Here is an 11,277-nt window from a genome sequence, read left to right as displayed (position 1 = left end):
GTCATGACGGGCCAGCCTTATCCTGACGTATTCAACCTGACCTCGGCTTAGTCAAGCCGGGGCCGGTGAACGGTTACACGCGAACGGTTGGCGCCGCGCCCAGGCGCCATCAACAATCATGCCCGCACAGGGGCGGGCATGAGGGGGACCAGGGTCAGCCTGAGGCGCCTCAGGCGGCATCCATGTGGAGCCTTGAAATCAGTTCATTGACCTCGAGCACCGTCTGGCGATGGGGAATGTCGGCTTGCAATGGCATCATCAGCAAGCCCGACTGGAAATCGAAGCGCCCCCTGCCGTGGATGTAAATCCTCCCCTTGAAGAAGGTTTTGACATGTTTTGCCACCATCAGTGGCAGGTACTTCTTGAACACTCTCATCGTTTGCAACCTCTTGAAGTTGTATCCGTATGACAGCAGCTTATGCGAAATAATTCCGTTAAATTTATATAAAAAACCGGAAAAATCGACTCTCTCTTCCCCAAAAAACCAAATTGTAACCTATTATTAACTTTTACCGTATTGTATGCGGTCCTTCCAGCCAGAGCAAGACTCCTTTGCCATCTTGCCACTCGATGCAGGCCAGGCCGGAGGTGGCGAACATGGGGGCGCCCGCAGCCGGACAGAGGCTCTGCACCAGATACCCCACCAGAGGCAGGTGGCTGACCATGAGAATGTTGTCGTGCTCCGCCGCCAGCGCGGTGAGGTAGCTCGCCACGAAGGCCGGATCGCCATAGGGGGTGATCCCGCCACTCTCCTCGATCTTGAGGGCCTCGGGCAGCTCGGGGGCGATGGCCTGCCAGGTCTGTCTGGCACGCAGGTAGTTGCTGTGGATCACCAGGCTCAGGGAGCCGGTCAGCTGGGGAGCCAGCCAGCATGCCATGTGGATGGACTCTTCGATGCCTTGTTCGGTCAGTGGACGCTGTTCATCAGTCTTTGCGTTCATGCCAGCCTGGCCATGACGCATGATGTAGATTTTCATTACAACCTCGCCCAGGGGGCCTGTTTAAATAGCCGGGGGATCTTACCCCGCCATGCCGGGGGAAACAATTGCGCTACCTCTCAGAAAAGGGTTTGCCTCGTGAGATAGCGAGGTCGATAATCATGTTTAAATTCAAATAAATTCACCGCGAGTCACGCCCCAATGAGCCCATATGCCAGTCCCAACGACCATCGGCAGTATCACTATCTGGAGCTGGCAAACCGGCTCAGGGTCTTGCTGATCTGTGATCCCGAGACCGACAAATCCGCCGCCTCCCTGGCGGTGAATACCGGCCACTTCGACGATCCTGCCGATCGCCAGGGCATGGCCCATTTCCTCGAGCATATGCTGTTTCTCGGTACCCGCACCTACCCCAAACCCGGTGAGTACCAGCAATTCATGAGCCGTCACGGGGGCAGCAACAACGCCTGGACCGGTACCGAGTTCACCAACTTCTTCTTCGACATCGACAACGGCTTCTTCGAGGCGGGGCTCGACCGGTTCTCCCAGTTCTTCATCTGCCCCACCTTTGCACCGGAGTGGGTCGACAAGGAGCGCAACGCGGTGGACTCCGAGTACCGCCTCAAGCTGCAGGACGACGTGCGCCGCAGCTACCAGGTGCACAAGGAGACGGTCAATCCGGACCACCCCTTCTCCAAATTCTCGGTGGGCAACCTCGACACCCTGGCGGATCTCCCCGGCCGGGATCTGCGTTCGGATCTCATTGCGTTCTACGAAACCCACTACAGTGCGGATCGCATGGCGCTGGTCATGCTTTCACCGGCACCCATCGAGACCCAGCTGGCCTGGTGTGATCGCTTCTTTGGTGCCATTCCGGATCGCCGCCTCGGCCCTCCGGTACTGAGCCATCCTCTCTATCGGCTCGATGATCTCGGCATTCGCATCCAGCTGACCCCGGTCAAGGAGACCCGCAAGCTGGCGCTGACCTTCCCGCTGCCGTGCGTGGATGAGTATTACGACAAAAAACCCCTCACCTTCCTGAGCCACCTCATCGGCTATGAGGGGGAAGGCAGCCTGCTCTCCCTGCTCAAGGGGCGGGGCTGGGTCAATCAGCTCGCCGCCGGCGGCGGCATCAGCGGCGCCAACTTCAAGGACTTTGGCGTGAGCTTTGGCCTCACCCCCCTTGGGCTTGAGCATGTAGACGAGATCATCGCCGCCCTGTTTGGCTATCTGAAGCTCATCGAGCGGGGCGGGGTGCAGGCCTGGCGCTATGAGGAGAAGCGCAGCGTGCTGGAATCCGCCTTCCGCTTCCAGGAGCGGGGCCGGGCCCTCGACACCGTCTCCGGCCTCGTGCTCAACCTGTTCAGCTACGGGCCGGACGATCTGCTCTACGGCGACTACATGATGCGCGGGTTCGATGAGCCGCTGATCCGGCGCTTCCTCGCCAAGCTGACGCCCCACAACCTGCGGGTGACCATCCAGGCCCCGGAAGCGAGCACGGATCGCCTCGCCCGCTGGTACCAGACACCCTACAGCGTCCAGAGCATCAGCGAGGCCGAGAAGATCCGCTGGCAGCAGAGTGAACCGGATCCCGCCCTGCACCTGCCGGCGCCCAACCCCTTCATCAGCACCCGCCTCGACGCCCGTCTGCCGGCGCTGCCCGCCGACATGCCGTCCTGCCTCATCGACAGGCCCGGTTTCCGGCTCTGGCACCTGCATGAGCATCAGTTCAGCGTGCCCAAGGGCAGCCTTTATATCTCCGTCGACAGCGAACATGCGGTCAAGAGCCCGCGTCACATCGCCATGGCGCGTCTGGCCGTGGAACTGCTCACGGATCACCTCAACGCCCTCACCTACCCGGCGGAGCTCGCGGGCCTTGGCTACCAGATTTATGCCCATCAGGGGGGCTTTACCATCAACCTCAGCGGCTTTGCCGACAAGCAACCGCTGCTGCTCGACATGATCCTCGGCAACCGCACCCTGGGGTATCCGGATCCGGCCCGCTTTAGCGAGATCAAGGAGCAGCTTATCCGCAACTGGGAGAACCAGTCCAAGACCCGCCCCATCTCCCAGTTGTTCAACCAGCTCACCAGTTTGCTGCAACCCAACAACCCGCCCTTCGAGCAGCTGTTGCGCCACCTGCGCACCGTCGAACTCGGGGAGATGCCCGGCTTCGTCTCCGAGCTCTTTGCCAGGGTGCATCTGGAGGCCCTGGTACACGGAGACTGGACGGCCGCCGAGGCCCTCGAACTCGCGGCCCTGCTGGAGCGCCACCTCGGTGCCAACAGCCAGCCCAGCGCCGAGACCCGCCGCCCCCTCATCTCCATCCAGGACAGAGGCACCCTCATTCGCGAGCAGGGGTGCGATCACGAGGACTCGGCGCTGCTGGTCTACTACCAGTCCCGCACCACCCGGGCGCGGGATCTCGCCTGCTTTACCCTGGCGAACCACATCATGTCCTCTACCTTCTTTCACGAGCTGCGCACCCGCCAGCAACTGGGGTATGTGGTGGGCGCCGGCAACCTGCCTCTCAATCGCCATCCGGGGCTGATCTTCTATATCCAGTCGCCGGTGGCGGGACCGCAGATCCTGCTCGATGCGGTGGAGGAGTTTATCGACCTCTTCCCGCTCGCCATGCTCGAATTTACCGAGCAACAGTGGCAAGAGAGCAAGGCGGGGCTGCAAGCCCAGTTGAGCGAGCGGGATGCCAACCTGCGCAGTCGCGGCCAGCGGCTCTGGGTCAGCATCGGCAACAAGGATCTGGGGTTTGATCAGCGGGAACGGGTCTGCGACGAGGTGGGCAAGTTGAGCCGCGCCGATCTGGTGCGCTTTATCACCCAGCTGCGATCGCGCACCTCCGATCGGCTGATCCTCTGCAGCTATGGTCAGGGGCACGAACATGACGAGCGGATCACCGGCCAGTTTATCGACGATCCACGGGCATTTCGGCTCAACGCCGCCACCTTCGAAGGCTGACCTCCCCTGTTGGCAACGCGCAGGCAATAAAAAGCCGACCCTGTGGGGTCGGCTGGAAAAACCATAATCAATTGCGACCAGAGCCGCCAAAAGTGAACATGAGCGTGAAAATCAGACACTGGGTTGATGTTCGACCGGCGTTCAAACCAGAGCTCATCGGTCGGCACCAGCAGTGATTGAGAAACAGCCTCATCTTAGGCATTTCCCTGATTTTCCACGTTGATCTATGTCAAAGGAGGTAAAACAAGCGCCACTTCCCTCGTTGGCAGCGGCCTCGCGCCCTCCTCAGCCCCGGCGGATAAGCCGGTAAGCCACCTCGTCGAAATAGGAGAGCTGCCCCGAGAGCACCCTGGGGTGACCCAGCTCAGCCCCCCGGCCCAGCACCTCGACACCAAAGTCGCGCTCAAACAGGGTGCGCACCTCCATCTCCCCCACCGAGAACGGCGGCTGTAGCTGCTGCTCGGGCTGATACTCGAGGGTCACCAGCAACACCTGCCCTCCCGCCTCCACCAGGCGGCTCATCAGGGCGGCATACTGGCGGCGCATGGCGCCCGGCAAGGCGATGAGGGCCGCCCTGTCATAGACCAGGCGATAACGCTGACCAAGCTCCGGAGCGGCGAAGAAGTCCCCCTGATAGATGCGCAGATCCTCGTGCCGGTGGCACTGATAGGGACCCACCTCGCTTCTCTCTGCACTCAGGTTGTTCTCGTCAAAAAACTGGGTAATGGCGAGCTCGGAGAGCTCGAAGCCATCCACCGGATGCCCCTGCTCACGCAGCCAGAGCATGTCCCGGGACTTGCCGCAAAGGGGCACCAGCACGGGGTCGCTCCCTTGCTGGGCCGACCACCAGGATTGCAGCCAGCGGTTGAAATCTGCCTGATGAAAGCCAATCCGGTTCTCTTTCCACTTCTGGTGCCAAAATGCCGCTTCCATCATCTTCCTCTCGTCATCTGCAATGGTGCATCACTATCACAACTTCACCGAAGTGGCGCAAGCCCCATGATCCCGCCCCTGTGCAAGAGAACGCCCACGATGGGCAGGCCTCAGGCCACGACCCCAGGCAGGCTTGTCGCCATCGCTGCCAGCCGGGTCAGGATCTGCGCGAAGGTGGGTCGCCGGGAAGGCACCTCAAAGCCGCACTCTCTGGCCAGTCGATGAAGGGGGTCAAGGTCGGCGTCGCCCCCATTACAGCGCGCCAGCAGCTCGGCCAGCAGGCAGCCAAAGGCCCGCACTTCCAGGCGCTCCAGCCGCCCGGCCAGCACCTCATCGGCGCGGTCGTAACAGGAGGCGGCACCAAAGTCCCCGAGCAGCACCCGGTCCGGCGCCTCCTGCGACGAGTGGGGCATCGCGGGCTGCAAGGAGTACAGCAGGTTGTGTGCGTAGAGATCGCCGTGGAGGATGCCCCGCTCGTGCAGGTGTCGGGCGGCCGCAGCCACCCCCTGCACCATGGCCATCACCTGGGCCGGAGTGAAGTTCAGATCCGCCCCATAGACATCCCGGGTACAGGAGTCCAGGCTCGGGGGCCTCGCCAGGGTGGCGAAGGCGGGGTCTATCAGGGGCATCACCAGTGCCGGGATGCCGGAGGGATGATCGCTCACCCGCCCCATCACCCCGACCAGGTTTGGATGGCGACCGGCGGCCAGGGACGCCCCCATCTCGCTCAGGGGCAAGCCATCGCTGGTGACGGCCCCCTTGAAGAGCTTGACCGCCACCGCCCAGGGCCCTTCAGCCCTCTCCCACTCGGCGCGATAGATGACGCCGGATGCTCCCTCCCCGAGCACATCCCCCAGTGAGAGCGCCTGCCAGGGGATCTCGGTAGTGAACACCGATGTGCCGTTCAGACACGCCTGCTCATCACAGAAAGGGTTGCCCGCGAAGGCCAGCCAGGACAGGCGCGGCAGGGAGAGCAGCCACTCTGGAAGCGCCTCGAGCCGGTTGGCGGCGATGCGCAAAAGCTCCAAACGGTGGCAACCGGCAAGCGTCTCGGGAAGCCCAGCGAGCCGGTTGCCCGAGAGCATCAGCTTTTGCAGGGCGTCGCACTGCCCCAGCTCGTCCGGCAGTCGTTCAATGGCATTGTCGGTCAGGATCAGCCAGCGCAATCTGGCGGGCAGGGAGGTGGCCGGGACGGTCGCGATGCGGTTGGCCTTGAAGCCCACCATGGTGAGCGCAGGGCAGCGCCCCAGCACCTCGGGCAGTTCGGTGAAGTTGTTCTCGGAGCAGAAGAGGATGCGCAGCTTCTTGCATTCGGCCAGCGCGTCAGGCAACTCGCTCAGCTGGTTGCCGGTGAGATCCAGCACCTCCAGGGTCTCCTTGAGGCTCAGGATCTCGGGAGGGAACACCGCGAGGTTTTCAGCAAGTTTGAGGTGGCGGGCGCCGCAGAGTTCGCCTGCGCGAAGCTGTTCCAGGGTATGCATGGGATCGTCTCTATCAACATTCGGGCTTGCGGTGGCTCACTGCGGGCACTCCCCCCAGACCACAAAGGAGGGGCATTATAGGGAATGACGGCCAAAGATGGCCGATTTTCTTGCAAAGCCTTCTCTTGCAAAGGCCCCCCATCGCCACACTCCCGCTCTCCGTTGCCATGAACCATCCCGGTCGCGTGCTTGGGTGGTTGAACATTTGATTGGCACCATATAGTATGGCACCATATAAAGTCATTCGAGACTCACCATCATGATCACGCTGGAACAGAAACACCTCGCCCTGCTCGAAGATGCAGAGTGCCGCGGACACGCGGACACCCAAAACATACGCGTCTGCTTTGAGGTGTTGACCCTCGCCGCTGCCATCGATCAGGCGTGCGCGGCGCGCCTGGCCCCTCACCGCCTATCCGAAGGCAAGTTCGTGCTGCTGTTTTTGCTGCGCGACCTGCCACAAGGGCTGGCCCCCCACGAGCTTGCCGACAAGGCGGGGGTCACACGGGCCACCATCACCGGCCTGCTCGACGGGCTGCAACGGGACGGCCTGCTGGCTCGCCACAGCGACAGCCAGGACAGGCGAAAGATCTCGGTGCGCCTGACAGAGCAGGGCCAGGCCTTGGCGCAGCACCTGCTCGATGAGCACAGCCAGTGGATAGGCTCCCTGTTTGCCGGGTTCGATCAGGCAGAGCGGGAAACCCTGAGCGCCCTGCTCAAGCGAGCCTGGCTCAATGTCATCTCATCCCGGGCAGGCTGCACTGAGGACGCCACAGAGGAGCACCCATGACACGCAGCCGCATCACGGATATCACCCCCTCACGCCTCGCCCAGCTCAACCGGGGAGAGGCTGAGGCAAGCAACCTGACCGAATGCCTGGCGGTGGATTTTGCCCCCCTGATGCAGTGTACCCTGCCTTCGCTCGGGCCCCAGGCGCTGGCATCGATGCACGCCGCATCCGGGGAGGGCATTACCCGGCGCATGGCGCTGGCCGCCAGGCTGCTCCTGACCGAGAGCGGCACGAGGGATCTTGCGGCGCTCAGCCGTCATCCCTCCGATACCGTGCGGGGCTGGGCCTGTTTCATGGTGGGGGCGAGCGAGGGGCTGTCGCTCAGCGACCGCCTGGCCCTCATTCGTCCCCTCGCCGATGACCCGCACTTTGGGGTGCGCGAGTGAGCCTGGATCGCAATGCGAACGACCATTGCTGCGCAGCTCGAGGCGGCCATTGCCGCCCTGGTGCCCTGGACGGCGGAGCCGTCCGAGCGACTGCGACGCTTTGCCAGCGAAGCAACCCGGCCCCGCGGCGTCTGGTGTACCCATCTTGCGTCCCTGCGACAAGCACCGGAGCAGGCCCTGATGCTGCTCGAGCCCCTCAGGGCCGATCCCGCCCCTTATGTGCAGGACTCCGTCGCCAACTGGCTGAACGATGCGAGCAAAGACAGGCCACAGTGGGTCACTGACCTCTGCGCGCGCTGGTCTCGCGAAAGCCCCAGCCCCGCGACAACCCGGATTTGTCAACGCGCCTTGCGCACCTTGCGCAAGGGCCAACTCCCGAAGGAACCCCTATGACCCACTATCTGGCAGAGCTCTACACCCCCACTCCCGCCTGGCTGTCATTGAGCCAGACGGCCCGTCAGCAGTTCTTCGAGGCCATTGGCACAAGCATGGCCAACCTCGCCGCCCTCGGGGTGGAGCCCATCGCCCTGGGCGAGACCGATGCTGCCACCCTCCATGGTGCGCCCCACCCCTTCTTCGCCATCTGGCGCGGGCCGGATGCCGCGGCCATCGAGGCCCTCGTCCAGGGGATAGCCGCATCGGGCTGGCACGACTACTTCGAGACGGTCAACGCCACCGGCGCCGGGGTCTCTCTGGGTGAGCACCTTGCACAGTTGGCCGCCCTGCCCTGCGCCGCCACATCCAGCCCCGCCCTGGCCTGATAACCCCTAAAAGAGGGTTATCCCACCAGGCCTTGCGTCAGTGCCGCCGACACCGGTGGCACTGTTTTCCATGCCCTGCCCTTGCAAACCCAGGTCACCACCACCTGGGAAAGCGGCGCCACAGCCCCGCTCCCTTCCCACTTCCTTCCCACTCCCTTCAAAAAACGCTGATATCTCCCGATGCCGTGATGGCCCATCGCCGATGGCACAAGTGAGCAAGATCCGGGTCGTCGTGACGAAGGTTCGCCGCCATATTGCTTTCAAACCAACAGTGCTTTCGACCCCCCAAAGCTTTGAACCAAAGGAGGGTTGAACCAAAGGAGGTTTGAACCAGGAGGGGGTTGAACCCATCCACTTGTCTGCCAACCCTGCATGAGCATCACCACCCGGCGCCATGCACATCACGCGAGGGAACTGTCATGTCATTACACAACAAGGTCGCCATCATCACGGGCGCCAGCTCCGGTATCGGCCGCGCCAGCGCCATCCTGTTTGCAAGGGAGGGGGCCAGCGTCGTCCTGGGTGCCCGCCGCCAGCCCGAGCTGGATGCGCTGGTGGAGGAGATCCGCCACGAGGGGGGCCAGGCGGTGAGCCTGGCGGGAGATGTGAAAAGCGAAACCTATGCCCGCGCCCTGGTGGATCTCGCGCTGACCCGTTTTGGCGGACTCGATATCGCCTTCAACAACGCCGGCACCACGGGAACACCGGGCAGCGTGCCGGGGCTTGAACTGGCGCAGTGGCAGGAAACCCTGGATACCAACCTCACCAGCGCCTTTGTGGGAGCCAAGTACCAGATCCCCGCCATGCAGGCACGCGGGGGCGGCTCCCTTATCTTCACCTCCACCTTCGTTGGCCACACCCTGGGGCTGCCCGGCATGGCGGCCTATGCCGCGAGCAAGGCGGGTCTCATCGGTCTGACCCAGGTGTTGGCCGCCGAATATGGGGCACAAGGGGTGCGGGTCAACGCCCTGCTGCCGGGGGGCACCGACACCCCCATGGGGCGGCAATGCTGTTCAGATAAGCACATTTTTGACTAATTATTCATAAATGCGACTTGAGTTGGGGGAGCAAGGCTGTTTCCAGTCGATGTTCCTTCAGCCTTTATCCAGCGTGGCTTGCAATAGAAAGAGGGAGGCATCATGCCTCCCTCATTTTTTAGCCCTGATACTACGTGGACTGGAACTCAAATTCTCTTAAGTGAACAGCATTGCCATGGGGCGGGCCTTTACCGATACACCGGAGAGTCTCGCCTTTGTGCAGCATATGCATGCCCTCAAACGGCTGGCCCAACCGGAGGAGATCGCCCGCTCGGCCCTTTATCTCGCGTCCGATGCCTCCAGCTTTACCACCGGCATTGCCCTGCTGGCCGATGGTGGGGTATCTATTTGTCGCACATGACCTTGTCGCACCCAAGATCCTGCGGCTGCCAACCTATCGTGAGAGCGCTCTATGTCTGATTACGCCCGCATCGCCGATGCCATCCGTTTTATCGCAAGCCAGGTGGCGCGCCAACCCACCCTGGACGAGATAGCGGCGCACGTTCACTTGAGCCCCTTTCACTTCCAACGGCTGTTCAGCCGCTGGGCCGGGGTGACGCCCAAACGCTACTTGCAGGTGCTGACCCTGAAGCGGGCCAAGGCGCTGCTGCAGGAGTCGCGCCCGCTGCTGGAGGTGGCCGATACCCTGGGCCTGAGCAGCGGCTCGCGCCTCTACGATCACTTCGTGCAGCTCGAAGCGGTGACGCCGGGCGAATACAAACAGCGCGGGGCCGGGCTGGTGATCGATCACGGGATGCACGACACCCCCTTCGGCCAGGCGTTCGTCGCCCTGACCCCGCGGGGGGTGTGCAACTTCTCGTTTCTCGATGACCAGGCCCCACAAACGCCGCTGAGTGCCCTCGCCCAGCGTTGGCCTGAGGCAGAGCTGCGAGAAGCGCCCTCACGCACCCTGGGGGTCATCCACACCATGTTCGATAGCAGCAAGAAGGCGGATCGCCCCCTCTCCTTGCACGTGAGCGGCACCAACGTTCAGATCAGCGTCTGGCGGGCGCTGCTCGCGATCCCGCCCGCCAAAGTGGTGAGCTACGCCCAGGTGGCGAGCGCCGTCGGCAACCCCAAGGCGCCCGCGCCGTGGGGCTAGGGAAGGTGCGAATAAGTCATATGGCACGAGAGCATTTACTGGTAACCCATTGATATTAAATGACTAAAATTTTCATTTTTTGTTCGTGGGATACTTGTTCGCACTTTCCCTAGCCAGCATGACAGATAAACAAAAGAGGATGATGATAATTTGCTGAGCAAGATCAACAAATTAATCGATAAGTTTCTATGCTGACCGCACATAAGAGGTGCTTAGTTGTGGAAAAAAAAGACGCCCTAAGGCGTCTTTCTTATTGCTGGTTGAGGCAAACCGGTTGGAAGCGATTCCCCTTCCCCGCCTTGCCCCACTACCCAATCAGATCGGGGTAATGGAGGTGATATGGGCCGACCCATCCAGGGATTGGAAGATCTGTACCACGGCTTCCCCGTGGATGGGGTTGGGCAGTGGCACAGTGCTCTTGCACTTGAAGCGGTAATTGGTGCCGGCCACCACTTGGGTGGAGACTTCAAAGGGTTGGTACTGCACCCCGACAAATCCTTCCAGTGCCTAGTTGAATACTGCCTGATCTTTGGCGCTCAGCTTGTGGTAGGCAGTCCATCCGCCCAACAACACTGCTTGTTCTGACATAACAAACCCTCCGTGATCTCTTCTCCCTACTCGTTTGTCTGTTCGGGTTCCACCCCGTTTATTCAAGTGGTGTCCGGACTCCACCGGGGGCCATACCAGATTTGGTATGTACGGTGTCGACAGTGCACATGAAGGCGTTGCTGTCGCCCCCTCCCCTGCTGCCACGACCGCCGCCTCACGGCGCAGGTCTTAATTGGCACGGCAGAGCCTAAATAACTGATCCCAATAGTGCTACACCTTCGCTGTGCCATAGCCATTCCCCGGGAAAGGAGACACGGTATCCAT

At 62.0% G+C, this 11,277-nt stretch carries 10 protein-coding genes and 3 pseudogenes; 8 read left to right on the top strand and 5 right to left on the bottom strand.

The window, feature by feature from the left end:
• Positions 1-169 precede the first annotated feature (169 nt).
• The gene (locus OKB81_RS16485; protein WP_005324080.1) at positions 170-376 is read right to left on the bottom strand and encodes a DUF1107 domain-containing protein; all 207 of its coding nucleotides are present in this window, start codon (positions 374-376) and stop codon (positions 170-172) included.
• 133 nt (positions 377-509) lie between these two features.
• The gene (gene sixA, locus OKB81_RS16480; RefSeq protein ID WP_270666239.1) at positions 510-977 is read right to left on the bottom strand and encodes a phosphohistidine phosphatase SixA; all 468 of its coding nucleotides are present in this window, start codon (positions 975-977) and stop codon (positions 510-512) included.
• A 162-nt stretch (positions 978-1,139) separates the two neighbouring features.
• On the opposite strand from sixA, the gene OKB81_RS16475 reads away from it, so the two are divergent.
• Positions 1,140-3,914 carry an insulinase family protein gene (locus OKB81_RS16475; RefSeq protein WP_160838924.1) on the top strand — a complete coding sequence of 925 codons (2,775 nt, stop codon included), beginning with the start codon at positions 1,140-1,142 and terminating at the stop codon, positions 3,912-3,914.
• Between the two features lie 285 nt (positions 3,915-4,199).
• Here the strand turns inward: OKB81_RS16475 and OKB81_RS16470 are convergent, their stop codons facing one another.
• Positions 4,200-4,847: a thiopurine S-methyltransferase gene (locus tag OKB81_RS16470; RefSeq protein ID WP_160838936.1), complete on the bottom strand. Its 648-nt coding sequence runs from the start codon at positions 4,845-4,847 to the stop codon at positions 4,200-4,202.
• 110 nt (positions 4,848-4,957) lie between these two features.
• Positions 4,958-6,328 carry a leucine-rich repeat-containing protein kinase family protein gene (locus OKB81_RS16465; protein ID WP_160838926.1) on the bottom strand — a complete coding sequence of 457 codons (1,371 nt, stop codon included), beginning with the start codon at positions 6,326-6,328 and terminating at the stop codon, positions 4,958-4,960.
• 259 nt (positions 6,329-6,587) lie between these two features.
• Here OKB81_RS16465 and OKB81_RS16460 point away from each other — a divergent pair, with 259 nt between their 5' ends.
• The 7 genes and pseudogenes from OKB81_RS16460 to OKB81_RS16430 form a co-directional block, all read left to right on the top strand.
• The gene (locus tag OKB81_RS16460) at positions 6,588-7,118 is read left to right on the top strand and encodes a MarR family winged helix-turn-helix transcriptional regulator (protein WP_160838928.1); all 531 of its coding nucleotides are present in this window, start codon (positions 6,588-6,590) and stop codon (positions 7,116-7,118) included.
• Entirely contained in the window at positions 7,115-7,504 is a 390-nt protein-coding gene (locus tag OKB81_RS16455; RefSeq protein WP_234888661.1) for a hypothetical protein, read from the top strand. The genes OKB81_RS16460 and OKB81_RS16455 overlap by 4 nt, the downstream gene beginning before the upstream one ends.
• A gap of 12 nt (positions 7,505-7,516) precedes the next feature.
• A complete protein-coding gene (locus OKB81_RS16450) occupies positions 7,517-7,897 on the top strand; it encodes a hypothetical protein (RefSeq protein ID WP_234888662.1) in 381 nt (126 codons plus the stop codon).
• Positions 7,894-8,265: a DUF6616 family protein gene (locus OKB81_RS16445; RefSeq protein ID WP_160838930.1), complete on the top strand. Its 372-nt coding sequence runs from the start codon at positions 7,894-7,896 to the stop codon at positions 8,263-8,265. The genes OKB81_RS16450 and OKB81_RS16445 overlap by 4 nt, the downstream gene beginning before the upstream one ends.
• A gap of 349 nt (positions 8,266-8,614) precedes the next feature.
• Positions 8,615-9,269 (top strand): annotated as a pseudogene (locus tag OKB81_RS16440) (SDR family oxidoreductase); the annotation flags it as partial.
• 208 nt (positions 9,270-9,477) lie between these two features.
• Positions 9,478-9,663 carry an SDR family oxidoreductase gene (locus tag OKB81_RS16435; protein WP_420359773.1) on the top strand — a complete coding sequence of 62 codons (186 nt, stop codon included), beginning with the start codon at positions 9,478-9,480 and terminating at the stop codon, positions 9,661-9,663.
• A gap of 51 nt (positions 9,664-9,714) precedes the next feature.
• Positions 9,715-10,386 (top strand): annotated as a pseudogene (locus OKB81_RS16430) (helix-turn-helix domain-containing protein); the annotation flags it as partial.
• A 333-nt stretch (positions 10,387-10,719) separates the two neighbouring features.
• On the opposite strand, the pseudogene OKB81_RS16425 reads toward OKB81_RS16430, so the two are convergent.
• A pseudogene (locus OKB81_RS16425) lies at positions 10,720-10,992 on the bottom strand (hypothetical protein).
• Positions 10,993-11,277 lie beyond the last annotated feature (285 nt).

The organism is Aeromonas sp. QDB56, from assembly GCF_027705505.1.
Taxonomy (GTDB): Bacteria; Pseudomonadota; Gammaproteobacteria; order Enterobacterales; family Aeromonadaceae; genus Aeromonas; species Aeromonas caviae.
Note: the sequence above shows the minus strand (reverse complement) of the source record. Positions and strands in the feature narration are given on the sequence as shown.

Excerpts from the sequence above, each read along its gene's own strand:
- OKB81_RS16485 (WP_005324080.1), bottom strand. The coding sequence starts at position 376 with ATGAGAGTGTTCAAGAAGTACCTGCCACTGATGGTGGCAAAACATGTC.
- sixA (WP_270666239.1), bottom strand. The coding sequence starts at position 977 with ATGAAAATCTACATCATGCGTCATGGCCAGGCTGGCATGAACGCAAAG.
- OKB81_RS16475 (WP_160838924.1), top strand. The coding sequence starts at position 1,140 with ATGAGCCCATATGCCAGTCCCAACGACCATCGGCAGTATCACTATCTG.
- OKB81_RS16470 (WP_160838936.1), bottom strand. The coding sequence starts at position 4,847 with ATGGAAGCGGCATTTTGGCACCAGAAGTGGAAAGAGAACCGGATTGGC.
- OKB81_RS16465 (WP_160838926.1), bottom strand. The coding sequence starts at position 6,328 with ATGCATACCCTGGAACAGCTTCGCGCAGGCGAACTCTGCGGCGCCCGC.
- OKB81_RS16460 (WP_160838928.1), top strand. The coding sequence starts at position 6,588 with ATGATCACGCTGGAACAGAAACACCTCGCCCTGCTCGAAGATGCAGAG.
- OKB81_RS16455 (WP_234888661.1), top strand. The coding sequence starts at position 7,115 with ATGACACGCAGCCGCATCACGGATATCACCCCCTCACGCCTCGCCCAG.
- OKB81_RS16450 (WP_234888662.1), top strand. The coding sequence starts at position 7,517 with ATGCGAACGACCATTGCTGCGCAGCTCGAGGCGGCCATTGCCGCCCTG.
- OKB81_RS16445 (WP_160838930.1), top strand. The coding sequence starts at position 7,894 with ATGACCCACTATCTGGCAGAGCTCTACACCCCCACTCCCGCCTGGCTG.
- OKB81_RS16435 (WP_420359773.1), top strand. The coding sequence starts at position 9,478 with ATGGGGCGGGCCTTTACCGATACACCGGAGAGTCTCGCCTTTGTGCAG.